General features: G+C 38.9%; 24 protein-coding genes and 1 riboswitch. Of the genes, 21 read left to right on the forward strand and 3 right to left on the reverse strand.

Annotated elements, in window-relative coordinates; all coding sequences use genetic code 11:
- Window positions 1-33: 33 nt before the first annotated feature.
- The 17 genes from AC1RFD_RS00765 to AC1RFD_RS00845 all read left to right on the forward strand — a co-directional run bounded on the left by AC1RFD_RS00765 (window position 34) and on the right by AC1RFD_RS00845 (window position 19,102).
- A complete protein-coding gene (locus AC1RFD_RS00765; RefSeq protein WP_181574653.1) occupies window positions 34-879 on the forward strand; it encodes an ABC transporter permease in 846 nt (281 codons plus the stop codon).
- Window positions 876-1,661 carry an ABC transporter permease gene (locus AC1RFD_RS00770; RefSeq protein WP_048391486.1) on the forward strand — a complete coding sequence of 262 codons (786 nt, stop codon included), beginning with the start codon at window positions 876-878 and terminating at the stop codon, window positions 1,659-1,661. The genes AC1RFD_RS00765 and AC1RFD_RS00770 overlap by 4 nt, the downstream gene beginning before the upstream one ends.
- A complete protein-coding gene (locus tag AC1RFD_RS00775; RefSeq protein WP_374805840.1) occupies window positions 1,658-2,659 on the forward strand; it encodes an ABC transporter ATP-binding protein in 1,002 nt (333 codons plus the stop codon). The genes AC1RFD_RS00770 and AC1RFD_RS00775 overlap by 4 nt, the downstream gene beginning before the upstream one ends.
- On the forward strand, window positions 2,656-3,441 hold the full coding sequence (locus AC1RFD_RS00780; RefSeq protein ID WP_048391482.1) for a DeoR/GlpR family DNA-binding transcription regulator: 786 nt from the start codon (window positions 2,656-2,658) through the stop codon (window positions 3,439-3,441). Before AC1RFD_RS00775 ends, AC1RFD_RS00780 begins: the two co-directional genes overlap by 4 nt.
- Window positions 3,438-4,448: a histidinol phosphate phosphatase domain-containing protein gene (locus tag AC1RFD_RS00785; protein ID WP_492474409.1), complete on the forward strand. Its 1,011-nt coding sequence runs from the start codon at window positions 3,438-3,440 to the stop codon at window positions 4,446-4,448. Before AC1RFD_RS00780 ends, AC1RFD_RS00785 begins: the two co-directional genes overlap by 4 nt.
- Window positions 4,449-4,563: 115 nt before the next feature.
- Complete coding sequence (locus AC1RFD_RS00790) at window positions 4,564-5,832, forward strand: carboxylate--amine ligase (RefSeq protein WP_492474410.1); 1,269 nt, start codon at window positions 4,564-4,566, stop codon at window positions 5,830-5,832.
- A 203-nt stretch (window positions 5,833-6,035) separates the two neighbouring features.
- Window positions 6,036-7,580, forward strand: a complete 1,545-nt coding sequence (gene miaB / locus AC1RFD_RS00795) for a tRNA (N6-isopentenyl adenosine(37)-C2)-methylthiotransferase MiaB (RefSeq protein WP_048391476.1) — start codon at window positions 6,036-6,038, stop codon at window positions 7,578-7,580.
- Window positions 7,581-8,018 (forward strand): YlbF/YmcA family competence regulator, encoded by a 438-nt coding sequence (locus AC1RFD_RS00800; RefSeq protein WP_004225842.1) that lies wholly within the window; start codon window positions 7,581-7,583, stop codon window positions 8,016-8,018.
- 134 nt (window positions 8,019-8,152) lie between these two features.
- Complete coding sequence (gene cotE / locus AC1RFD_RS00805; protein ID WP_349531277.1) at window positions 8,153-8,812, forward strand: outer spore coat protein CotE; 660 nt, start codon at window positions 8,153-8,155, stop codon at window positions 8,810-8,812.
- Window positions 8,813-8,940: 128 nt separating this feature from the next.
- Complete coding sequence (gene mutS, locus AC1RFD_RS00810; RefSeq protein WP_054550560.1) at window positions 8,941-11,511, forward strand: DNA mismatch repair protein MutS; 2,571 nt, start codon at window positions 8,941-8,943, stop codon at window positions 11,509-11,511.
- 15 nt (window positions 11,512-11,526) lie between these two features.
- Window positions 11,527-13,389, forward strand: coding sequence for a DNA mismatch repair endonuclease MutL (gene mutL, locus AC1RFD_RS00815; protein ID WP_492474411.1), 1,863 nt, complete (start codon window positions 11,527-11,529; stop codon window positions 13,387-13,389).
- A gap of 18 nt (window positions 13,390-13,407) precedes the next feature.
- Complete coding sequence (gene glpK / locus AC1RFD_RS00820) at window positions 13,408-14,901, forward strand: glycerol kinase GlpK (protein WP_492474412.1); 1,494 nt, start codon at window positions 13,408-13,410, stop codon at window positions 14,899-14,901.
- 18 nt (window positions 14,902-14,919) lie between these two features.
- Window positions 14,920-16,566, forward strand: coding sequence for a glycerol-3-phosphate dehydrogenase/oxidase (locus AC1RFD_RS00825; RefSeq protein WP_492474413.1), 1,647 nt, complete (start codon window positions 14,920-14,922; stop codon window positions 16,564-16,566).
- A gap of 3 nt (window positions 16,567-16,569) precedes the next feature.
- Window positions 16,570-17,487 carry an alpha/beta fold hydrolase gene (locus AC1RFD_RS00830; protein ID WP_054550564.1) on the forward strand — a complete coding sequence of 306 codons (918 nt, stop codon included), beginning with the start codon at window positions 16,570-16,572 and terminating at the stop codon, window positions 17,485-17,487.
- Window positions 17,474-18,376: a tRNA (adenosine(37)-N6)-dimethylallyltransferase MiaA gene (gene miaA / locus AC1RFD_RS00835; protein WP_492474414.1), complete on the forward strand. Its 903-nt coding sequence runs from the start codon at window positions 17,474-17,476 to the stop codon at window positions 18,374-18,376. Before AC1RFD_RS00830 ends, miaA begins: the two co-directional genes overlap by 14 nt.
- A gap of 97 nt (window positions 18,377-18,473) precedes the next feature.
- On the forward strand, window positions 18,474-18,704 hold the full coding sequence (hfq, locus tag AC1RFD_RS00840; RefSeq protein ID WP_004225825.1) for an RNA chaperone Hfq: 231 nt from the start codon (window positions 18,474-18,476) through the stop codon (window positions 18,702-18,704).
- Between the two features lie 95 nt (window positions 18,705-18,799).
- Window positions 18,800-19,102 (forward strand): rhodanese-like domain-containing protein, encoded by a 303-nt coding sequence (locus tag AC1RFD_RS00845; protein WP_009371183.1) that lies wholly within the window; start codon window positions 18,800-18,802, stop codon window positions 19,100-19,102.
- A 42-nt stretch (window positions 19,103-19,144) separates the two neighbouring features.
- On the opposite strand, the gene AC1RFD_RS00850 is transcribed toward AC1RFD_RS00845, so the two are convergent.
- The gene (locus tag AC1RFD_RS00850; protein WP_048391393.1) at window positions 19,145-19,540 is read right to left on the reverse strand and encodes a hypothetical protein; all 396 of its coding nucleotides are present in this window, start codon (window positions 19,538-19,540) and stop codon (window positions 19,145-19,147) included.
- Window positions 19,541-19,947: 407 nt separating this feature from the next.
- Window positions 19,948-20,124: riboswitch (cobalamin riboswitch) on the forward strand.
- 91 nt (window positions 20,125-20,215) lie between these two features.
- On the opposite strand from AC1RFD_RS00850, the gene cobT reads away from it, so the two are divergent.
- Complete coding sequence (gene cobT / locus AC1RFD_RS00855; RefSeq protein ID WP_066036571.1) at window positions 20,216-21,271, forward strand: nicotinate-nucleotide--dimethylbenzimidazole phosphoribosyltransferase; 1,056 nt, start codon at window positions 20,216-20,218, stop codon at window positions 21,269-21,271.
- A 51-nt stretch (window positions 21,272-21,322) separates the two neighbouring features.
- Here the strand turns inward: cobT and AC1RFD_RS00860 are convergent, their stop codons facing one another.
- A complete protein-coding gene (locus AC1RFD_RS00860) occupies window positions 21,323-21,928 on the reverse strand; it encodes a trimeric intracellular cation channel family protein (protein ID WP_004225816.1) in 606 nt (201 codons plus the stop codon).
- A gap of 341 nt (window positions 21,929-22,269) precedes the next feature.
- Here AC1RFD_RS00860 and AC1RFD_RS00865 point away from each other — a divergent pair, with 341 nt between their 5' ends.
- The 3 genes from AC1RFD_RS00865 (at window position 22,270) to glnA (ending at window position 25,445) form a co-directional block, all read left to right on the forward strand.
- On the forward strand, window positions 22,270-23,523 hold the full coding sequence (locus tag AC1RFD_RS00865; RefSeq protein WP_054550567.1) for a methionine gamma-lyase family protein: 1,254 nt from the start codon (window positions 22,270-22,272) through the stop codon (window positions 23,521-23,523).
- A 154-nt stretch (window positions 23,524-23,677) separates the two neighbouring features.
- Window positions 23,678-24,055: a MerR family transcriptional regulator gene (locus AC1RFD_RS00870; protein WP_004225812.1), complete on the forward strand. Its 378-nt coding sequence runs from the start codon at window positions 23,678-23,680 to the stop codon at window positions 24,053-24,055.
- A gap of 55 nt (window positions 24,056-24,110) precedes the next feature.
- Complete coding sequence (glnA, locus tag AC1RFD_RS00875; protein ID WP_004225810.1) at window positions 24,111-25,445, forward strand: type I glutamate--ammonia ligase; 1,335 nt, start codon at window positions 24,111-24,113, stop codon at window positions 25,443-25,445.
- 98 nt (window positions 25,446-25,543) lie between these two features.
- Here the strand turns inward: glnA and AC1RFD_RS00880 are convergent, their stop codons facing one another.
- Complete coding sequence (locus AC1RFD_RS00880; RefSeq protein ID WP_016991980.1) at window positions 25,544-25,849, reverse strand: CotD family spore coat protein; 306 nt, start codon at window positions 25,847-25,849, stop codon at window positions 25,544-25,546.
- Window positions 25,850-25,860: the final 11 nt, after the last annotated feature.

The raw sequence follows: 25,860 nt of genomic DNA on the forward strand, positions 1-25,860 counted from the left end.
TCCCCATGAGCCGCAAGTCATTTATAGAAAGAAGTGAGTGTGTTGATATCGAAGCGGCAATCCATTGCTTGGCTTTCGCCTTTTCTTGTATTACTATTACTGTTTTTCTTAGTACCACTCCTATATATGCTCATTACAAGCTTTCAAAATAGTGAGGGCTTTACTCTGAAGCAGTATGAATCAATTTTTACGAACGACTACATTCTTCAAGGTTTTAAAAATAGTATTACATTATCTGTTATCTCAGCTATGATTGCGTTACTTATCACCTTGTTTGCAGTTTATGCCATGATGAAGTTTTCAGAGCCAGTACGGGAGAAGATTTTAATACTTACGAACTTAACCTCCAATTTTTCAGGTATTCCGCTAGCATTTGCTTTTATCGTTTTACTTGGCAATAGTGGTTTATTTACATTGTTATTTGACAAATGGGATATTGAGGCGTTGACATCCTTTTCATTATACAGTTGGAGCGGTTTGTTACTTATTTACATTTACTTTCAGCTGCCATTATCACTAATGCTGCTATATCCCATTTATGATGGAATTCAGCAACAGTGGAAGGAGGCGGCAGCTCTTCTTGGTGCATCTAGCTGGCAGTTTTGGATGAAAATTGGTCTCCCTGTTATGCTCCCAGGAATTGTGGGAACCTTTAGTGTATTGTTCGCCAATGCTATGGGTGCGTATGCTTCTGCTTATGCATTAACAAGTAGTAATTATAATTTAGTGGCGATTCGTATCGGCTCCTTAATAAAAGGTGATATTTTTGCTCAGCCAGAGCTAGCCAGTGCCATTGCAGTTATATTAGCAGTGACAATGGTGACGGCCATGCTGATCAGTGAGTGGAGCATCTCTAAAACAAGGAGGAAAGTAAAATGAAAAAGCGTGGTTTGGCTGATTTCTTTTTCCTTCTGCTCGTGGGATATTTACTATTACCTGTGTTAGCAACAATGCTCTATGCGTTTGCAACAAAATGGAATAAAACGATATTGCCAGAAGGACTCACACTAAAATGGCTTTCCACATTGTTTCAGGATACCGATTTTATTCAGGCATTTGGTCGTTCAGTATTTTTAGCAGGGGGGGCAGTTAGCATTGCACTCCTTGTCATTGTGCCAGCCATTTTCGTCATCGTCCTATACTTTCCAAGATATGAAAAATGGATACAGATGGCAGTGGTGATGGTGTATTCTTTTCCAGGAATCATTTTAGCTGTAGGGCTTATACGCGTTTATAGCCAAATAGGTATACCGATGATATTTGTTGTTTTAGGTGCCTATGTTGTGGGAATTCTTCCTTATATCTATCAAGGTACACGAAATAGTTTAAGAAATATAGATGCGAGGCAGCTACTTGATGCCGCTCAATTACTAGGCGCATCCAAAAGGCAGGCATTCACAAAAATTTTACTGCCTACCGTTTATCCAGGCTTATTTGCAGGGGCATTGTTATCCTTCTCTGTCTTATTTGGTGAGTTTGTCTTAATTAATCTTGTTGTAGGTTCTCGCTTTGAAACCGTTCAAATTTATTTAATGAAAAAGCTTAGCACAAGTGGACATATTGCTAGTGCTGTTGTTTTCATCTATCTCGTGCTAATGGGTCTTTTAACATTCGTCATTGCTATCGTAACGAAACGATCGAAAGGTGCTACAAATCTATGAGTTATCTTGTTATTGAAGGGCTGCATAAAAAATATGGACAAGTATCTGTTTTAACCAATATTCATATGGAAATTCAAAAAGGAGAATTTATCACACTATTAGGTCCTAGTGGCTGTGGAAAGAGTACGATTTTGCGTATTGTTGCAGGCTTAACAGATGCATCGGCAGGTAAGATTTTGATTGAAGGAAAAAATATGAGTGGCGTACAACCGAAGGATCGTCAAGTGGGTATGGTCTTTCAATCCTATGCACTTTTTCCTAATATGACTGTGCTCGAAAATGTTGCTTTTGGTTTGCGTATGCAAAAAGTTAATACGGCAGATATAGAGCAGCGTGTTCATGAAATGCTAGCGCTTGTTCATTTAAGTGAGAAAGCTAATGCGTACCCGAAAGAATTATCGGGAGGTCAACAGCAGCGTGTTGCTCTAGCCCGTGCATTAATTGTCCGACCTAAAGTACTGTTATTAGATGAGCCGCTTAGTGCGCTCGATGCTCAAATTCGCAAAAAACTTCAAGTAGATTTACGAGCAATTCAGCGAAAATTAAATATGACAATGATTCTAGTTACTCATGATCAGGAAGAGGCAATGGCTGTTTCGGATAGAATATTTGTCATGAATAATGGCAGCATTGCCCAAAATGGTACGCCAACGGAAATCTATACGAAACCAAATAATGAATTTATTGCTAATTTTATCGGTCATTATAATGTTTTTCCACGCCAAACTTTAGAAAAAATGCTTGGAGCATCTTTAATAGAGCAAGCCACGAAATTTGCTATACGACCTGAGGCGTTACATCTCGATCAACGAGATGGGGACTTATGTCTCTTTGGGGTTGCCAAACAATCATTAATGAGCGGCAATATTATTCGTACTACGTTTGAAGGAGAAATGGCGTTTACAATGGAACAACTGCATCAACAAGGGTATTCGATTGAAATGGGAAAATCCTATAAGTGTTATGTCGCACAAGAAGATGTGATTGCGCTATCATGACTTACGCTAAACTGGAAAGATTTGAATTTATTTTAAAACAATTAGATTCTGAAGGGAAAATTATTGTTGCCAATATTGCCGATGCCCTTCAGGTAGCACCAGAAACAATTCGCCGAGACTTTGATGAATTAGAACAACAGCATTTATTATCAAGAGTTCATGGCGGGGCTATTAAATATACGAATGTACGTAATGAACCGGTATTTTTACGCAAGCTACAAATGCACAAGGACGCAAAGAGACAAATTGCTCGTATTGCTGCAAAACGCATTTGCGACGGCGATACTATTGCAGTAGATACAGGTACTACAACAGTACATATAGCCGATTTTTTACTAGCTGTGGAAGATATAACAGTTGTAACGAATTCAATTGCAGCAGCTATTCAATTTAATTTAGCCATAGAAGAACGACGCATGACAGGCAAGGTCATATTACTAGGAGGTACGGCGAATCCAAAACAATCTTCTGTTGCAGGTGCTATGACGTTAGAAATGCTAGATAATATGAATTTTGATAAGGCCTTTTTATCGTGTGGTGGCATGAGTGAGGGCATTGTTTATGATTACGATTTGGATGAATCTCTTATTTCAAAGAAAATGCTCAAGCATAGCAAAGTGAGTTATTTATTAGCCGATGCATCTAAAATTAATGGCAAATCATTTTTTCAAATCTGTCATCTTGATGAATGTACAGAAATTCTTTGCGAAAGCACTTGTCCATTAGAATGGCAGGCTTATGAGGAAAAATGGACGATATGTAATGGAGGGAAGAGTGGATGACAATAGATTATCACGTACATTTAGAAGAGGGACCTTATTCATTTCGCTGGCTAGAGCGTACATCGCAGGCACTGGAGTTTTTTTATCCGGATGATGAAACGGAAAAAGGCTCCAAACAACAAATAACTTGTCATTTACAGCGTCTAGCAAGACGTGTGAAAAAAGGCTGTTATAGTGAGGAATGGTTGGATTTATATCTTGAACAGGCAAAGCAGCTCGGCTTACGTGAGGTGGGGATTGTCGATCACTTATATCGTTTTCAAGAAACGCGTGCCTATTTTGAGCGATTTATGAGGCTGGATGAAAGTAAAATTGGACAAATTCAGCGCTATTGGCTGGATCGTGTGATGACAGAAAATATGGATGCTTTTGTGACGACCATTCAGCAGGCAAAGGAAAAATGGCGTCAACATGGCATTACACTGAGACTTGGTATAGAGGCAGATTATTTTGTTGGTGGTGAGGAGGAATTAACTGCTTTGCTAGCAGGTTATCCTTGGGATTATGTAATTGGTTCTGTTCATTTTGTTGATGGGTGGGGCTTTGATAATCCACAAACAAAGTATCTTTTTGAGCAAATGGATCAACCCTCTTTACAACAAAATTATGAGCGTTTTTTTAAAGTAGTAGAGAAAATGATTCTTTCCAATATGTTTGATTTTGTTGCCCATTTAGATAATTTTAAAGTATTTAATTATCAGGTGGAGGATCGTGCGTTTCTTGAAGTTTGGTATAAACGTATTGCAAAGGCACTAAAGTCTACTGAAACCGCCACTGAAATCAATGCCGGGCTGTATTATCGTTACCCTGTACAGGAAATGTGCCCGGGTCCTCGTTTTTTACAAACCTTACTTGAGCATGGAGTTGCTTTTACTGTATCCTCTGATGCACATTTCCCAGATGATTTAGGTAAGTATACATTTGCCAATACAGAGCTGCTAAAGGGTTATGGCGTTCAAGCTATTGCCTCCTTTGAACAGAGAGTGAAAAAAATGATGACGTTATAGGTTGAGTAAAGGGCACTAAAGCTTCAATGTAGTGCCTTTTATTCGTATTACATAAGTACAATTTTACTCGCATACAAATGATTAAATTCATTTTTATAATGTGAGGCGATTCAGATTGACATCTATTAAAGAACAACCCTTTTTACCTATTATTATACAATCGGGTCAGCATGCGTACGGGGTAGCACGCTCATTTTATGCAGCCTACCGCATGAAAAGTCTTGTCATTGAGCCAGCAAAAAAAGGGAGGACGATGCGCTCACTCCTTTTGAAAGGCTCACAGGGAATTGCCACGCAGAATAGCGGTATTCTGGATTTTCAATACGTTGAACATTTAGATGATCCTACCCGTTTTGTACAAGCGCTAGTGGGATTGGCCATGCAGTGCCAACAAAAGAAATTGATTTTATTAGTTTGTGACTGCTACTATGCAGAGCTTATCATTGAAAATAAAGAGCAGCTTGAAAAGTACTTTATTTTACCTTACATTGATCAGGCTTTACTAAATAGGGTGCAAACAAAGGAGAAGTTCTACAGGCTTTGTGATAAATATCAGTTAAAATACCCCAAAACCATCATTATAACAAAGAAACATCATTCAAATAGAGAAATTCCAATCCAGTATCCCATTATTATTAAACCCTCCAATACCGTGGCCTATACGAACTGTTCCTTTCCTGAAAAGAAAAAAATATATCTAGTGCACGATGCAGATGAGATGCAGCACATCATTGGCTGTATTTATCGTTCTAGCTATCAAGACACCTTAATCGTTCAAGAATTTATTCCAGGCGACGATTCCTATATCCGTGTTCTAGATGTATATGTAGGAAGAGATCGAAAAGTAAAATTAATGTGTGTTAGCAACAAGCTACTCGAAGATCCATCTCCACAAAACAAAGGTATTTCTTTAGCTGTTATGACCGATTATGATGAGCAGCTAATGGAATCCATTCGGCATTTTTTAGAGGACATCGGCTATACGGGCTTTGCTAATTTTGATATGAAATATGATGCAAGGGACGGGAAATACAAGCTATTTGAAATGAATTTGCGAGCAGGGGCTTCAAGCTACTATGTGACCGCAAGCGGGTATAATTTAATGCAATATGTGGTGGATGATTATTTATACCAGGTTAATCATGAACGAACATATGTCCAGACGAAGCATGTATGGTCACTACTTCCTTCAAAAACACTATTTAAATACATGAAGAATGAAAAATTAAAAATAGAAGCAAAGCAATTAATGAAAGAAGGGCAATACACGGATGCATTACTATATAAAGAAGATATGAATATCAAGCGTTGGATAAAGCTGAAATTGTATCATTCATATTTACAGATAAAATACAGCAAGTATTTTAATAAGAGCAATAGTTAGCAAATGTGAACGGATGGATAGGACATTAAAACTTTCAGGATAGAACGTCAGAGCTGATGGATATTACGCCTATCTTCATATAATTAAGTCGAAACCTCGACATTTGAGGCGCAAACCTTGTAGGAAGTATCAACTATTCAGTATAATAATAAAATGGGAATTCAAGTGCATGGATTTCGTTTGAAAGGAGTTACCTGATTGCGATGAATGAGGAACAACGCTTAGCTAATCAACAAGTCAATCAACCAAAAAAAGAAGACAAGCCTGAAAAGGATTATAGTAAATATTTTGAGAGGGTCTTTACAGCTCCATCCTTAAAAGATGCTAAAAAACGTGGGAAAGAAGATGTAAAGTATCATAAGGATTTCAGCATTGCAGAAGAGTTCGCAGGAATGGGTAAAGATCGCACCTTCTATATTCGTACTTATGGCTGCCAAATGAATGAGCATGACACAGAAGTAATGGCCGGGATTTTTATGCAGCTAGGCTACACACCAACAGAGGTGATTGAAGAGGCTGACGTTGTCTTGCTAAATACATGTGCTATTCGTGAAAATGCAGAAAACAAAGTATTTGGAGAACTTGGTTTCCTGCTGAAATATAAACGAAAAAACCCTGAGATGCTAATAGGGGTTTGTGGCTGTATGTCGCAAGAGGAATCTGTGGTTAATAAAATTTTAAGAAGCTACCCACATGTTGATATGGTGTTTGGTACACACAATATTCACCGTCTGCCAAACATTTTAAAAGAAGCCTACATGTCAAAAGAAATGGTCATAGAGGTTTGGTCTAAAGAAGGCGATGTCATTGAAAATCTGCCGAAGAAACGTCTTGGCTCCATTAAGGCTTGGGTTAATATTATGTATGGTTGCGATAAATTCTGTACGTATTGTATCGTTCCATATACACGTGGTAAAGAGCGCAGTCGCCGACCAGAGGAAATCATTGCTGAAGTTCGTGAGCTAGCGGCAGCGGGCTACAAAGAAATTATGTTATTGGGACAAAATGTCAACGCTTACGGTAAAGATTTTGAGGATATTGATTATCGTCTTGGCGATTTAATGGATGAATTAAGAAAGATCGATATTCCGCGGATTCGATTTACAACGAGTCATCCACGTGATTTTGATGATCATTTAATCGAAGTTCTTGCAAAGCGTGGCAACTTAGTGGAGCATATCCATTTACCAGTACAATCGGGCTCGAATGACGTGCTAAAAATTATGGCGCGTAAATACACACGCGAGCATTTCCTTGGTTTAGTGGATAGAATTAAAGCGGCAATACCTGAAGTAACCTTAACAACAGATATTATCGTTGGCTATCCGAATGAAACAGAGGAACAGTTTGAGGAAACATTGTCCTTATACCGTGAAGTTGGCTTTGACGCAGCCTTTACGTATATTTATTCGCCGCGTGAAGGTACACCAGCTGCAAAAATGATTGACAATGTACCTGAAGAGGTGAAAAAAGAGCGTCTTCAACGTTTAAATGAAGTGGTAGGTGAATACTCTCGCAAAGCATTAGAGCGTTTAAATGGTCAGGTTGTCGAAGTATTAGTTGAAGGCACAAGTAAACGACGCGACGATGTGTTAGCGGGCTATACGAGGAAAAATCGTTTAGTTAACTTCAAAGCACCAGCAGAAGTAATTGGTCAATTAGTGAAAGTAAAAATAACAGAGACTACATCCTATTCACTTACTGGTGAATTTGTGGAAGTCGTAAAAAATGAAAAGGTGGAAGCATAAATGACACAAGTCTTATATACAAAAGAAGATTTAATTAAAAAATCACATGAAATTGCACATATGATTGCAAATACGCCAGAGGTTGAATTTTTCAAAAAAGCAGAAGCGCAAATTAACGAAAATCAACAAGTACGTGAACGTATTGCAAGCTTAAAAAGCTTACAAAAACAAGCGGTTAATTTCCAACACCTAGGGAAAGAAAAAGCATTAAAAATGATTGAAGATAAAATTGCTAAAATCGAGGAAGAAATTAATGCCATCCCAGTTGTGCAACAATTTAAAGAATCACAAGGCGATGTGAATGATTTATTGCAACTTGTTTCAAATACAATCGCAAATAATGTTACAAATGAAATTATTCGCTCAACTGGTGGCGATGTTCTTCGTGGTGAAACGGGTTCATACGTAGAAAATACTCAACCAGGTAGCTGCTCTTAACAGATTATAGAAATCAAAGCTCGAATGCTGTCATTCGAGCTTTTTTTACGTCTTCTTCTATTGAAGCATTCAGTTGCTATAATAGACCTCTCATCGAAAAGTTTTAAATGATCCATTTCATTCTCTAAAAATATATGTTCACCCAATGGGCGCTACCTGCATATGATGGAGTGAAAAGAGTCGAAGGAGGAATTGCGCTGAAACGTTTACGACAAATCGTGACGAAAGCAGTAGTTGCCAAAGGGAAGAAGAGAACGGAAGAACGTGTAACATTATCACCAACAAATAAACCGACAAGTATTTTAGGGTGCTGGGTAATCAATCACACTTGCTCTGCAAAAAGAGTCGGGAAATTTGTAGAAGTAACAGGGAAATTTGATGTCAATGTTTGGTATGCCTATAGTAATCATTCGAAAACAGCTGTGTTTTCTGAAACGATTCACTATAAAGACAAAGTGAAGCTTCACTATCGAGACGGTGAAATTAGCGTTGGTGATGATGTTCGTGTACGTGTGATACAAGAACCAAATTGTATTGAAGCGATTATCTCTCCATGTGGTACAAAGTTTGAAATTGTAGTGGAACGTGAAGTAGTTGTTGAGGTAATGGGTGAAACAACAATTTGTATTAGTGTCCATCCACTAGACTATGAAGAAGATTGGAGCCTTAATGATGAAAGTTCATCTTCATCCTCATCCTCATCAAGCTCTAGTTCTAGCTCCTCTTCAAGTCCTGAAGGAGAAGGCAGGTATGTGTTAGAGTCTTCATCGTTTCCTGATGAACGACCAAGATAAGTCTAAAAAACATCATTTTTTGATACATGCGAAATGCTAGCATCTTAAAAAAGGTGAATAAAGCGTTTCGCATGTATCTTTTGTTATAATAAATATATCTATAAGGCAAGAGCGAGGTAAATAGTGATATGACAACATATACACCAATGATGCAACAGTATCTACAGGTAAAGGAAGATTACAAAGATGCCTTTTTATTTTTTAGATTAGGTGACTTTTATGAAATGTTTTTTGAGGACGCAATCAATGCCTCACAAATTTTAGAAATTACATTAACAAGCCGAGATGCAGGCGCAAAAGAGCGAATACCAATGTGCGGTGTGCCGCATCATTCGGCTAAAAATTATATTGAAACACTTGTGCAAAAAGGCTATAAAGTGGCTATTTGTGAACAAACAGAAGATCCAAAGCAAGCAAAAGGTGTGGTCAAACGTGAAGTTGTTCAGCTTATCACACCAGGAACAATTATGGAAGGAAAGGCTCTTGATGGTAAATCTAATCATTTTATTGGAGCGGCAGAGCAATTAGATGACACAACATTTGGCTATGCTTATTTAGATTTATCCACAGGTGAAGCCGTAGCGTCTTCTATTGAAGGCGATGGAAAAGCCTTATTAATGCAAATGCAGGCTTACGGAATTCGAGAACTGATTGTAACGGATAGTTTGCAGCTATTATTAGCAGAGCATGCCGTCAATGCTGGGATCGTACTTTCAATTGAAGTGAATGAAATGCCAATGGACAAAGCAGCAAGTTATCTAGAAGCTGTACCACAACCGTTACAAATTGCGTGTCTTCGATTGTTAGCTTATATTGACCAAACACAAATGAGATCTTTATCACATATTCAGGCATTCACGTTTAATGAAATTAAAAATTATTTACGCATTGATTCTAGCTCAAAGCGCAATTTAGAGCTGATTCAATCGATTCGTGGTGGCGATCAAAAAGGTACACTCTTATGGCTATTAGATGACACGGTGACAGCGATGGGTGGACGGAAATTAAAGCAATGGCTACACCAACCGCTTGCCACACGTTCAGCAATCGAGGCTAGACTAGCGATTGTTACGGATTTATTGGAAGAATATTTTGTACGAACAGAGCTTCAAGCATCCTTAAAACAAGTATATGATTTAGAGCGTTTGGCTGGTCGTGTTGCTTTTGGCAATGTGGGTGGACGAGATTTAGCCCAATTGCGTGATTCTTTACGCCAAGTGCCAACTATTCAACAGCAGTTGGTGGGGTCAAATAAAGAAACATTACAGCAATTAGGTGCGGAACTTGATACATGCTCAGATGTCGAGGCATTATTAGCAAAAGCGATTACAGATAATCCCCCTATTACCATTAAAGAAGGGGATGTTATCCGTGACGGCTATAATGAACGCTTAGACGAACTTCGCTATGCCGCTCGTAATGGTAAGGATTGGATTGCCCAACTTGAACAAGAAGAGCGTGTGAAAACGGGTATTAAAAATTTAAAAATAGGCTATAATCGCATTTTTGGTTACTATATAGAAATTACAAAATCAAATATTCATTTAGCAGATTTAACACGCTATGAGCGAAAACAAACACTGGCGAATGCGGAACGCTATATTACACAGGAACTAAAAGAAAAAGAAGCATTGATTTTAAATGCTGAAGAAGAAAGCTTAACATTAGAGTACAACCTGTTTGTAGAAATTCGTGATGTATTAAAAACTTATATTCCGCGTGTCCAAGCACTAGCAGCAAACATTAGTGAATTGGATGTCTTATTAAGCTTTGCAAGCGTCTCAGAAAAATATCGATTTACGAAACCAGAATTTCATGGTGGACGTGCCCTTAAAATTATAGAAGGACGCCATCCTGTCGTTGAAAAAATGCTGAACAAGCAAATGTATGTACCAAACGATTGTGTGCTAGAAGAGCAGAACAATATGATGCTTATTACAGGGCCGAATATGTCTGGTAAAAGTACTTATATGCGTCAAGTAGCATTAATTGTTGTTATGGCTCAAATGGGCTGCTATGTACCTGCTGAAAAAGCGAAGCTACCAATTACCGATCAAATTTTTACTCGGATTGGGGCGGCTGATGATTTAGCGGCAGGACAATCTACATTTATGGTGGAGATGCTTGAATCGCAACATGCTATTATGCATGCAACAAAAAATAGCTTAATGCTATTTGATGAAATTGGACGTGGAACATCGACCTATGATGGTATGAGCTTGGCACAATCGATGATGGAATATATTCATGACAAAATAGGAGCCAATACGTTATTTTCTACGCACTATCATGAATTGACAGCACTTGAAAAGGATTTACCACGCTTACAAAATGTGCATGTTTCAGCCACTGAAAAAAATGGTACGGTCGTTTTCCTGCATAAGGTGAAAAAAGGAGCGGCTGATAAATCCTATGGTATACATGTGGCACAGCTTGCTCAATTACCTGAGGAAATTTTAGCTAGAGCACGTGTATTACTTGAGAACTTTGAGGCAGGGAAAGAAGTAGTTGCCGAAACACAGGTGATAGCTGAACAACCAATACAGATGTCTTTATTTACAGAGGACGAACCGATTTCCCCAGCCGAGACAAAGGTGCTAAAGAAATTAGAAAAGGTAAATATTTTAGGTACTTCACCGATGCAGGCAATGAATATTTTATATGAGCTACAGCAAGAGCTAGTGAACGCTAAAAAATAAAGGAGTGATACGTTAGTGGGAAACATACAAATTATGGACGAATGGCTATCCAATAAAATCGCAGCAGGAGAGGTAGTAGAAAGGCCAGCTTCTGTTGTCAAAGAGCTAGTGGAAAATGCTATTGATGCTGGGAGTACGTCCATTGATGTTTTTTTACTAGAAGCAGGTCTCACTTCTATTCAAGTAATAGATAATGGTAGCGGTATGGATGAAGAGGATGCACTAATGTCATTCTCTCGTCATGCTACTAGTAAAATTCATCAGGAACATGATTTATTTCGTATTAGAACACTTGGCTTCCGTGGTGAGGCGTTAGCATCCATAGCCTCTGTTTCTAAAATGACATTGATTACATCAAATGGTGAATCTGGAACACATTTAGAACTTGAAGGTGGACATATCCTCACTCATAAACCTGGTCCGTTACGTAAAGGGACTGATTTAACAGTCTCCCAGCTATTCTTTAATACACCTGCCCGTTTAAAATATATGAAAACCATTCAAACCGAACTAGGGCATACAATAGACCTGATGAATCGCCTCGCACTTGGTAATCCACAAATAGCATTCAGATTATTGCATAATGGTCAACAACTACTGCAAACAAATGGCCGAGGAGATGTACAACAAGTGCTAGCAGCTATTTATGGAATACATAATGCGAAGAAAATGGTGTCATTCCAAGGCGAGTCACATGATTATCGAATTTCTGGCTTTGTATCCTTACCAGAGGTAACACGTGCTTCTAAAAATTATATGTCTCTATTTGTTAATGGTCGTTGGGTCAAGCATTATTTAGTACAAAAGGCCATTGTGGATGCTTACCATACGTATTTACCTATCGAGCGTTTCCCAATAGTTGTTCTATATATAGAGGGTGATCCTTACTTAACAGACGTGAATGTGCATCCTGCAAAACATCAAATTCGTTTAAGTAAAGAGGCTGAGCTTTTAAAGTTAATAGAGGAAACCATTCGTGAAACAATACGCAACATTATTCGAGTCCCACAAATGGAAAAGAAAGAAAAAATAGTTAAACCAGCTACTGAGCAATTGAACATTTGGAAGCCTGCTCCGAAGATCGATGTAGAGAAAATGAATGCCATCGTGGAAAAATTATATGATGTCCAAACCATTCAAGAAAACAATCCTGAACCAATAGATGAGCCTAAGCCTATTTCTACGGTTCGAGAGACAAGTTGGCAGCCTACATCACAAATAGAGGCTGAAACAATTGATGAAATAACAATAGCCGTACAGTCGGAAATATTAGAAGAGATGCCTACGAAGGAACCCTTTCCTGAACTCGAAGTAGTGGGACAAATCCATGGCACATACATTGTTGCACAAATGGAGGATGGTTTTTATTTAATTGATCAGCATGCTGCTCAGGAACGTATTAAATACGAATTCTTCCGTGAAAAAGTCGGTCAAGTTAATCCTCATGAACGTCAGGCATTATTGTTACCACTAACATTCCATTATGCAGCAGATGAAGCACTGATCTTACGAGAACTCAGGCATGAATTAGAAGCTGTAGGCGTATTTTTAGAGGAATTTGGACAGTCATCTTTTGTTGTACGTGAGCATCCGAGTTGGTTCCCACAAGGGGAGGAACAGGAAATCATTGAGGATTTGATTGAACAGGTGTTGACAACTAAAAAGGCTGATATCAAAAAACTACGTGAGGCAGCCGCAATTATGATGAGCTGTAAAAAGTCAATCAAAGCCAATCATTATTTAACAAAAGAGCAAATGGAAACATTGCTACGAGATTTACGCAATGCAGATAATCCATTTACATGCCCACACGGACGTCCAGTGCTTATTCACTTTACATCATATGAAGTGGAAAAAATGTTTAAACGGGTTATGTAAGGGAGAGGGGGAAAATGGATGGGTGAATTTATTTTAGCGATTGATCAAGGAACGACAAGTTCAAGAGCCATTTTATTTGATAAAAAAGGTCAAATTGTTCATGTAGCACAAAAAGAATTTCAACAAATTTTTCCAAAGGCTGGCTGGGTAGAGCATAATGCCAATGAAATATGGGGTTCTATCTTGTCCGTTATTGCGGCGGTATTAACCGAAAGTGGCCATGAAGCAAGTGAGGTTCATGCGATCGGCATTACCAATCAGCGCGAAACAACAGTGGTGTGGGATAAACACACAGGTCAGCCCATTTACAATGCGATTGTCTGGCAATCACGCCAAACACAGGACATTGTGAATAACTTAAAAGAACAAGGACAAGAAGAACATTTTCAGCAAAAAACAGGGCTTCGCTTAGATGCTTATTTTTCAGCGACAAAAATTAAATGGATCTTAGATAATGTTGAAGGCGCTCGTGAAAAGGCAGACAATGGGGATTTATTATTTGGGACGATTGATACATGGCTTGTTTGGCGATTATCAAAGGGAAAGGCTCATGTGACCGATTACTCAAATGCAGCTCGAACAATGCTCTACAATATTCATGAATTGAAGTGGGATGAGGAACTTTGTGAGCTTTTAGCTATCCCAATGTCCATGCTTCCAGAAGTGAGAAATTCATCAGAAATATATACAGAAACGGCTCCAAGTATATTTTTTGGAGAAAAAATTCCGATAGCTGGAATTGCGGGTGATCAGCAAGCCGCACTTTTTGGACAAACTTGTTTTACCAAAGGAATGGCTAAAAACACGTATGGCACTGGCTGCTTTATGCTATTAAATACAGGAGTGCAGGCAGTGACATCGGAAAATGGTTTATTGACAACCATTGCGTGGGGAATTGATGGGACAGTGACCTATGCATTGGAAGGTAGTGTATTTGTAGCAGGATCAGCTATTCAATGGCTACGCGATGGACTTAGGATGATTCGTACAGCAGAGGATTCTGAATCCTATGCTAGAAAAGTAGATCATACCGATGGGGTTTATGTTGTCCCTGCCTTTGTTGGACTCGGTACACCTTACTGGGATACAGATGCACGTGGCGCCATTTTTGGGTTAACACGTGGAACATCAAAAGAACATTTTATTCGAGCAACACTAGAATCATTAGCCTATCAAACGAAAGATGTACTAGATTCAATGGAAGAAGCAGCAGGTACTCCGATTGAAGTACTCCGTGTAGATGGTGGAGCTGTCAAAAATCAATTTTTAATGCAGTTCCAAAGTGATGTTTTACAGCTACAAGTAGAGCTAGCAAAACTGAATGAGTCAACAGCACTCGGTGCAGCCTATTTAGCGGGGCTGGCGACAAGCTTCTGGCCAAACCAAGAGGCTTTATCTGCATTATGGGTGAGTGGGGAAACCTATCAACCTCACATGGATGAAGAACAAGCCACAGCTCTGTATACAGGATGGCAGAAGGCTGTAGAGGCAACACGAATTTTTAAATCATAGCTATTGGGGGAGAAAGGTATGTTTTCATTTGAGCAGCGACCAAAAATTTTATATTATCTAGAGCACTATAGCTTTGACGTATTAGTCATTGGTGGTGGTATTACAGGTGCAGGAATTGCATTAGATGCCGCATCAAGAGGCCTTTCTGTCGCATTAATTGATATGCAGGATTTTTCAGCTGGTACGTCGAGCCGTTCAACCAAATTGATTCACGGTGGTCTACGTTATTTAAAGCAATTTGATGTAGGAGTTGTAGCCGAGGTAGGGCGAGAGCGTGAAATTGTTTATGATAATGCTGTACATGTCACAACGCCTGAAAAAATGCTATTACCTTTATATAAAAAGGGTTCACTCGGTCCCTTCACAACATCTATGGCATTAAAGGTCTATGACCGCTTGGCAGGCGTCAAAAAACATGAACGTAGAACGATGTTAAATGCTCAGGAAACCCTGACATTAGAGCCTTTACTCAATCAAGATGGCTTAGTCGGCGGTGGCTATTATGTAGAATACCGTACAGATGATGCCCGTCTAACAATTGAAGTATTAAAAAAGGCTGTAGAATATGGAGCGCTTTGCCTCAATTATGCTGAAATGACGGAATTTATTTATGAAAAGAAAAAGCTTGTTGGCATTAAAGTGAGGGATCATGTGACGGGGAAAATGCTCAATGTCCATGCCGCCCAAATTGTGAATGCAACGGGTCCTTGGGTTGATGACGTACGACAAAAAGATAAAGTAGCAGATAACAAGCAATTACGTCTAACAAAGGGCGTTCATATTGTCCTTAAACAAAAGGATTTCCCGCTAAAGCAAGCTGTTTATTTTGATATTGCTGATGGTCGTATGGCCTTTGCCATTCCACGAGATGGCAAAACCTATGTAGGGACTACGGATACTGTCTATGAAGGTAATCCTCTACATCCAGTGGCAACACAGCAAGATGTGGATTATCTAATTGAGGCTGCTAAAAAGGTCTTTCCAACTGCTACTATCACAAGAGACACAATTGAATCCTCTTGGGCTGGCGTCCGACCTCTGATTTATGAAAAAGGTAAGGATCCATCAGAAATTTCAAGGAAAGATGAAATTTGGACAGCGTCAAGTGGTTTAATGACGATTGCGGGTGGTAAGCTTACGGGCTATCGCCAAATGGCTGAAACGATTGTGGATAAAATCGTAAAGGCTCGTCGCTATAAGCATGCAAGTGCCTGTTTAACACGTGAGCTAGCACTTTCTGGTGCAAAGGGAATTAACGCTATTAATTTCCCTGACTATATTGCCTATAAAGCACGTGAAGGCGTACAATATGGCTTAAATTATGATGAAGCCAAGCATCTCGTACAAAAGTATGGCACGAATGTAGATGCCTTATTTGATCGGGTGAAATTTTTACATGAACATGGTAGTACAATGCCTCTTGCCTTACATGCGATGCTACTGTATGGCATTGAAGCCGAAATGGTCTATACACCAAGCGACTTCTTTATCCGTCGGACTGGTTTATTATACTTCGATATTGAAGCAGTAAAGCTTTATAAACAGCAAGTGATTCAGGTGATGCAACAACGCTTAAATTATACAGAGGAGCAAAAAAATAGATATATTGCTGAATTAGAGCAAGCCATTAACGATGCAACAAATTTTGTGAAAGAAGGGGAGTAAGGGATGGAGCGTTATATTCAAATGTCGGATGAACAATTTGTCTTCACGCGAACATTGGAGCCTTCAACGCCATGTATTGGACATATTCACATTTTGCATGGCATGGCAGAGCACAGCGGTCGCTATTTAACATTTGCGAAAACACTCAACGCAGCAGGCTATGTTGTGACGATGCACGATCACCGTGGGCATGGTGAAACGGCAGCATATAATGGGACATTGGGCTTTTTTGCTGAAGAAAACGGCTTTGAGCGTGTTGTAAAAGATGCTCATGAAGTGATTACACAACTTCACGTACCATACGCTAATGTACCATTAATTCTCTTTGGCCATAGTATGGGTTCTTTCATTACTAGACGCTATATTCAATTATACGGAGAGCAAGTAGATAATGTTATTCTCTGTGGCACTGGAAATGTGACAGCCTTGCATGCTGTAGGAAATCTAGTAGCCAAGGCTTTAGCAAAGGGACTAGGAAAAGAAACTGAAAGTAAGCTGTTAAATCAATTGAGCTTTGGTAGCTTTAATAAGCAATTTCCTAATCCGAAGACTGCCTATGATTGGTTATGTTCAGTACAACAAGAGGTGGAAAAGTATATCGATGATCCCTATTGTGGCTTTATTCCAACGAATCAATTTTTCGTGGATTTGACAACTGGCTTTGCCACACTAAATCGTAAAAGAGAATTAGCAAAAGTAAGAAAAGACCTCCCTATTCTCTTGATTAGTGGCAGTAAAGATCCGGTTGGTGAACAGGGGCTAGGCGTTTACAAAGTTGCTGAACAGTTAGCAGCGGTGGATGTAGAGGATGTAACGGTTTATTTATTCGAGGATAAACGACATGAAATTTTAAATGAAGACAATCAAGAAGCGGTCTTTCAAGTTTTATTACGGTGGTTAGAAAAATATGATAGAAACTAAATTGCAGCAGGTAGAGGTCGTAGCAATAGTGGGACCGACTGCCTCAGGTAAAACGGCATTAAGCATTGAACTGGCAAAAAAATATAACGGTGAAGTCATTAATGGTGATTCCATGCAAGTTTATAAAGGGCTCGATATAGGGACAGCTAAAATTACCGAAGAAGAGATGGAGGGCGTTCCTCATCATTTACTTAGCTTTTTAGAGCCTACAGAATCTTTTTCGGTAGCAGATTATCAAAAATTAGTACGTGCGAAGATCGCGGAAATACAAGCTCGTCAAAAATTACCTATAATAGTAGGAGGCTCTGGCTTATATGTACAAGCTGTCCTCTATGATTTCCAATTTACTGATGAAAAAGTAGATGAAGAAGCACGAAAAGCCTACTATGAGGAATTAGCAAAGCTTGGCCCTGAGGCAATGCATGACAAACTAAAACAACTAGACCCTCAAACAGCGGAGACAATCCATCCAAACAATACACGTCGTGTTATTCGTGCATTAGAAATGCTGGAATTAAGCGGTGTATCAAAAGCAGCTGAAGCGCAAAATCGAGGGGAAGTACCCCTTTACGACCATGTTATTTTAGGGCTAGGTCAAAACATGTCCCGTGACGTGTTATATGACCGTATTAATCGTCGTGTTGATTTAATGGTGGAAAATGGTCTTCTGCAAGAGGTGAAGGGATTATGGCAGCAAAATATCCGTGGAGTGCAGTCTATACAAGCCATCGGGTATAAAGAATTATATGATTATTTAGATGGCAAATGTACCCTAGAGGAAGCCCTTGATAGCTTAAAACAAAATTCCCGTCGCTATGCAAAAAGACAGCTTACTTATTTCCGTAATAAAATGGATGTCCATTTTATTACGCCGGATGATCGATTATAAGAATAAAGAAAAATTTCTAAAAATTACTAATTGATAAATTGGTAGAACGTGCTACTATAGGAATGAAGAGGTAGAAAGTTAGTAGGGAGGCTATTTGATGAAATCAATCAATTTGCAAGATACGTTCTTGAACCAACTACGTAAAAACAGTGTTTTTGTAACTGTATTTCTGTTAAACGGATTTCAGTTAAAAGGGACTGTGAAATCATATGATAATTTTACAGTATTACTACTTGATGCTGAAAATAAGCAGCACCTAATCTACAAGCATGCCATTTCTACATTCGTACCAGCAAAACAAATAGAGTTTTTAGAGACAGAAGTATAATAAGTTTGTTAAACAGTTAGTGTTCTCACACTGGCTGTTTTTTTTGCTACAAGCTATAATGATAGTGGAATTTGATATTTTGGAGGACAAAGTTTATGAAAACAATGGAAACAACACAATTATTAGATCTGTTAGATGCAAATGAGGACCTATATATTATCGATGTACGTGAAGAGGATGAAGTAGCCCATGGCATGATCCCAGGTGCTCAACATATTGCACTCGGAACTATCCCTGAACGTTTAGAGGAATTAGATGTAGAAAAGCCATATATTATTGTATGCAAGGCTGGAGCTCGTTCTGCCAATGCGTGTGCTTACTTAGAGGCCCAAGGATTTGATGTAACAAACCTTGAAGGCGGCATGCTGGCTTATGATGGAGAATTAGAATTTAAATAAATCATGAAAAAAGAAAGAGTATAACTCTTTCTTTTTTCATGATTATTTTTTCAAGGCATCCATGATAAAATTAAAATTCTCTTCAAAGTTTTTGTAGATATTAACATTTTTTTGTCCCTGCACTTTTGAAGCATAACTAGCAAAGTTTAGACCAGCTCCATAAATTTGTAGTGCTCCATTCGCCAAATCCCCTTTTTGGAGAAGCTCAATGCCATCTTTCAAGAAATTTTGACTCTCCTCGAAATGACACTCCGTAATGTATTTATCACCACTATGAAATAACTTTAAATTTTCTAGTATTTTATTTGCTGTCTCTTCACTGATCGAAGCGTCGATATTGATTAACAACTGATTGATCGGTTTTACGAGTTTGGCATAGAGGCTATCGTGCGTTTCACAGGTTTCAGCAATAGCGTTTCTTAATTGTTTTGCATTCATCGTATCTACTCCTAACTTTTCATCGTTTTACTATTGATACTCACCCTAATTTTAATCATAGAAATAATTTATGTTTACATTGAACAGATTATTAAGGTTTCAACTTTTATGTTCAACATTACTCAGTGAATTGGCAGAACATATGCTATTGAAGATAGAGATGATTGAAAAGTCTGAGTTTACTTGTTATGGCAATTGATTCAGTAATGGATTTTTGTACAAGCCGAGTGTTAGACATAGAGAATTCTAAAAAGCACTAATTATGGAAGACTAGGAATCAAGTGAAGGATTCATTTATTGGGACAAGCACTTGATAAGCTTTTATTGTGAATAGCAGTATGTACTAAGTTAACACTCAAAAAATTTTTTCCTCTTGACACTAAAAAAGTTGTAAAGTAGATTTAACATAATTACATAAAGCAATAGGTGCCCACTAGGGAGAATAGGGAATAAAGTGAAAAGCTTTAGCGGACCCGCCACTGTATGAGGGAGTTTCGTAGTGTATGCCACTAGCAAATTGCTGGGAAGGTACTATGAGATGTTGAACTTGAGCCAGGAGACCTGCCTACATGCTATAGAAGATATAGATGATGGAAAAGTCTGTAGTTTATTTGTCATGACAATAAACTACAGACTTTTTATTTTGTCTTAATGAGAACGAGAGGAGAAATAATCATGCAATTATTACAAGACACGATTCAAAACATTCAGGGGGCTGATATGAAAAGTATGGAGCAAGCTAGAAAGCGGATTGATGCGCTTTGTAAGCCCCCAGGTAGCTTGGGTAAACTAGAATCACTTGCCGTACAGCTCTCTGGTATAACAGGACAATTATATCCGATGGTCGACAAAAAAGTGATGATTGTCTGTGCTGCAGATCATGGTGTTTGCGAGGAAGGTGTAACCACGAATCCACAAGATGTTACGGTCTTTCAAACATTAAATTTTCCTAAGGGGGGTACAGGCGTTTGTGCGATTGCGGGGATTACCAATGCAAAGGTGGTCACAGTAGATGTGGGTGTAAAAGAAGATATTCCACTTGATGCAGGTGTCATTATTCATAAAATTAAATATGGTACAGATAACATGGCACAAGGTCCAGCTATGGCCAAACAAGAAGCCATTCAATCGATAGAAGTAGGAATCCGTGTGGCCACTGAGGAAATCATAAAAGGTGCTGATGTACTTGGGACTGGAGAAATGGGCATCGGCAATACAACACCAAGTGCTGCGATATTAGCTGTTTTGACGGGATGCAACCCTATCGAAGTAACGGGGTTTGGTGCAGGAGTAGGCCAAGGAGGCATTGCCTATAAAGCGGCAGTTATTGAAAAAGCAATTACCTTAAATCAGCCTAATCCAAATGATGTTATTGATGTTCTGGCTAAGGTTGGAGGGTTAGAGATAGGGGCGATGACAGGTATTATTCTTGGCGCTACTGCCCATCGTAAACCCGTTGTCATTGATGGATTTATTTCAACTATAGCAGCCCTCATTGCTTATAAGCTCGAACCAAAAGTAATCGATTATATCATTCCTTCCCATGCTTCAGAGGAACCAGGGGCAAAAATTGCCGCTGCCTTACTAGGCATTGAACCAATGTTGCACATGAATATGCGTTTAGGCGAAGGTTCTGGAGCAGCCTTAGCCTTTCCTATTTTAGATGCAGCTTGCTCGATGATGAAAAACATGGCGACTTTAGAAGAATCAATGCAGTTGTTAAAAAGATAAAAACAATAAAACAGCCAATGACTTAATTTTTGGTCATTGGCTGAATGGTGTTTATGCACGATTTAACTTTCGTAATGGCAAGCGCCACTTCATCATATAGGAAAGAATACGTAAAGCTGTAATCACTGCGAATAAAATATAAAGGAAAATGTCTCCTGTAAAAACCTCGAATCCGATTAGCAATCCTGCAAGAGCTGCCCAAACACCATAAACTTCATCACGGAGAACTAATGGTTTTCTTCTAGCTAATAAATCTCGTACAATACCCCCACCTGAACCTGTCAAAACAGCAGCTACAATGACTGCGCTTACTGGCATATCAAGCTTAACAGCATAGAGTGCGCCTTGAATAGCGAATGCTGATAAGCCAATCGCATCTGTGAAGTTACCCCAACGATGCCAATGTTGAATCAGATGATGCGGAAAAATAAAGAATATCGTAATCGCAGCAAGCGCTATTTGAAACATCATATCCTGTCCCCAAAGTGTTGTGACAGGTAGTCCAATGAGTAAATTTCGGATAGCTCCTCCACCAAAAGCAGTCACAATACCAAGTATATATACACCGAATAAATCGTATTCTTCTTCCATGGCAATAATTGCCCCAGAAATAGCAAAGGCAATTGTTCCTATAATACTAAAAACCTCCCAAGCCATCCCTTTCACCCCTTCTATCAATAAATAAACTTTATTAAAAGTTAAAAGACTTTTTACGTAACAGAATCTATGAATTTAATAGCCAAAATCGGTCATTAAATACGCATCTTGAAATGAGTCCGCACATTAGCTTAGCGTAAAATCCTCTTAGAAACAATAGGCAAGTTTTACAGGTGCACATACAAATTGATAAAATGTGATTAAAATAAAGAAAAACATTCGTCAAAAGCGTTCATATACCAGTAGTTGGTTAGGGAATTCTAGAGTGATTGAAGTCAATTTAGATAGTCAATAAATCTTACTGATTGAAATGCGAGACATTGTGAAATGGAGAAGAAAGAATGACGTTTACATCAAATTTATCAACAGAAACGCTATCGTTAGCGGCAAAAGTAGAGGAGCAAGTTCGGCCTTATCATGCCAAGGTAGAAGAAATGGCGTTCTACAATCAGCAGAAGGTGCTAGCAGCTTTCAGAAAGCATCAAGTAAGTGATTATCATTTACACCCATCAAACGGCTATGGCTATGATGATGAGGGGCGGGATAATCTAGAGCGTGTTTATGCGGAAGTATTTGGTGCAGAGGCAGCCATAGTCCGACCGCAAATTATTTCAGGCACACATGCAATCACGCTTAGTCTATTCGGTGTTTTGCGTCCTGGTGATGAGCTGCTTTATATTTCGGGTCAGCCATATGATACATTGCAATCCATTGTCGATGGTGGTGATAAAGATACAGGTTCACTGAAAGATTATAAAATCAGTTATCGACATGTGGATTTACTAGATAATCAGGTCATTGATTGGGCAGGTGTTGAAGAGGCCATTACAGCACAAACCAAAATGATTGCGATTCAGCGTTCAAAAGGCTACGCAACACGTCCATCCTTTACAATTGAAGAAATTGCAGAAATGTGTGTAAAGGTACGTAAATTAGCTCCGAAAGCTATTATTTTTGTAGATAACTGCTATGGCGAGTTTGTAGAGGCGCAGGAACCTACAGAGGTCGGGGCTGACTTAATGGCAGGATCGCTCATTAAAAATCCAGGTGGAGGCTTGGCTAAAATTGGTGGCTATATTGCTGGACGCGCAGATTTAGTGGAGAAATGTGCCTATCGTATGACATCTCCAGGTATTGGAGCAGAAGCGGGGGCCACATTAAATACACTAGGTGATTTTTATCAAGGGTTTTTCCTAGCACCACATGTTGTATCGCAAGCACTAAAAGGGGCGATATTTACAGCTGCAATGCTTGAGGAAATCGGCATGAGCACTTCTCCGAGCTATCACGCGAAGCGTACAGATTTAATTCAATCAGTATCGTTCCAAACGGCTCAGCAAATGATTGATTTTTGTCGTGAAATACAAGCGAACTCACCGATAAATGCCCATTATGCTCCTGAACCAGCCTATATGCCAGGCTATGAAGATGATGTCATTATGGCAGCTGGAACATTTATTCAAGGGTCTAGCATTGAGCTAACAGCGGATGGCCCAATACGACCTCCATATACAGCATTTATCCAGGGGGGACTAACATATGAACACGTTAAATTTGCTATTTGCAGTGCGGTTCAAGCCATTCAAAAAGCATAACAAGACAATAGATAAAGCCTAAATATGAATAGTTTTTTACAATTTTTAATCGAATTGAAAAAAATAGTGCCAACCATGTTAGATAACCTTACATGGTTGGTTGACAGTAAAAAAATTTCGTTATATGATAAGCGGGTATTGGAGGAGGACTTAAATGAGTCGTGAAATTAGACGAACTATGCCGTTATTATCGATGAGTATCGTGATGCAATTAACAGAGCTTTCGGCAAGACAAATTCGTTATTATGAAGAACACCATTTAATTGAGCCGCACCGAACAGAAGGCAATCGACGTATGTTTTCACTAAATGACGTCGACACATTGCTTGAGGTTAAAGATTACTTAGAACAGGGTATGAATATGGCGAAGATTAAAAAAATATTTGCTAAAAAGAAAAATCCTGTTGCAACAACTGATGAGCAAGATTTAAGTGATTCAGAATTACGCCAAATTATGCGCGAAGAAATGCGTCAAGCACAGCGCATGCAAAAATCGTCCATCCGAAGAGGGGATTTATCTCGATTCTATTAATAAATAGGGTAGGGTAAACATAAAAGCTAGACAAATTATAGGAGTGTGGAAAACTGTGGGTAAATACACAAAAGAGGACATTAAACGTCTCATCGAAGAAAAAAACGTAAGCTTTATTCGTTTACAATTTACAGATATTCTTGGCACTATCAAAAATGTTGAGATTCCTGTAAGTCAATTAGACAAAGCACTTGAAAATAAAATGATGTTTGATGGCTCATCTATTGAAGGTTTCGTTCGAATCGAAGAATCTGATATGTATTTATATCCTGATCTTGATACTTTCGTAGTATTCCCTTGGACTTCTGAAAAAGGGAAAGTAGCACGTTTTATCTGTGATGTATACACTGCGAAAGGCGAACCGTTTGCTGGTGACCCACGTAACAACCTAAAACGAATTCTTAAAAAAATGGAAGAAATGGGCTTCTCAAGCTTCAATTTAGGGCCTGAGCCAGAATTCTTCTTATTCAAATTAGATGCAAAAGGCGAACCAACATTAGAAGTAAATGACCATGGTGGTTATTTCGATTTAGCGCCAACAGACCTTGGTGAAAATTGCCGTCGTGATATCGTGTTAGAGCTAGAAGAAATGGGCTTTGAAATTGAAGCATCACACCATGAGGTAGCTCCAGGACAACACGAAATCGACTTTAAATATGCGGATGCTGTTACTGCGTGTGATAACATCCAAACATTCAAATTAGTTGTTAAAACAATCGCTCGTAAACATGGCTTACACGCTACATTTATGCCAAAACCACTATTTGGTGAAGCGGGCTCTGGTATGCACTTTAACGTGTCACTATTTAAAGGCAAAGAAAATGCGTTCTATGATGAATCTACAGAATTAGGTCTTTCTGAAACAGCTATGCAATTCATGGCGGGTGTTCTTGCACACGTACAAGGTTTCACAGCTGTAACAAACCCAACAGTTAACTCTTATAAACGTCTAGTACCAGGTTATGAAGCACCATGTTATGTAGCATGGTCTGCACAAAACCGTTCACCATTAATTCGTATTCCATCTGCACGTGGCCTTTCAACTCGTGTTGAAGTACGCTCTGTAGACCCTTCTGCAAACCCATATTTAGCGATGGCTGTTATTTTAGAAGCAGGTCTTGAAGGTATTCGTCAAAGCCTAACACCACCTGCTGCTATTAACCGCAACATCTATGTGATGTCGGAAGAAGAGCGTCAAGCAAATGGTATTGAAAACCTACCTGCAGCACTTGATGATGCACTAACATTACTTGCTAAAGATCAAGTAGCACAGGAAGCATTAGGTGAGCATATTTATGCAAACTTTAAAGAAGCAAAAGAAATCGAGTTCGATATGTACCGTACAACTGTTCATCAATGGGAACGCGATCAATATTTAAAAATGTATTAATCATAAAGATACCGAGTGCCTGATAAAGGGTACTCGGTTTTTTTCTGAACATATTAGGAACGATGGGGTCATCTGACAACCCCATCGTTATTTTAGTATTAGCGCATATGTTTATGATGGTGTGGCATATGGCAAGGGTTAGGTGGCATACCGCACATTGTATGTGTTTCACAGCATTCATTCACGACAGATTCTGTGCATGGGAAATAATACTGATGATCAATCATATGTTTGTTCACTGTTGTAACATGTGCAGGTTGTACGTGTGGAACAACTGTATGGATATAATTTGTGCGTACATATTGCTCTGGTGGTAAAAATTGTGGTGGATCATATTGCATTGGCATCATTTGTGGCGGACAGCAGTGTGGACCTTTAGCCGGGTGGCGTCTTCGTTGAAACATGTTATTACCTC

The organism is Lysinibacillus sp. GW823-FHT02G10 (assembly GCF_058797135.1).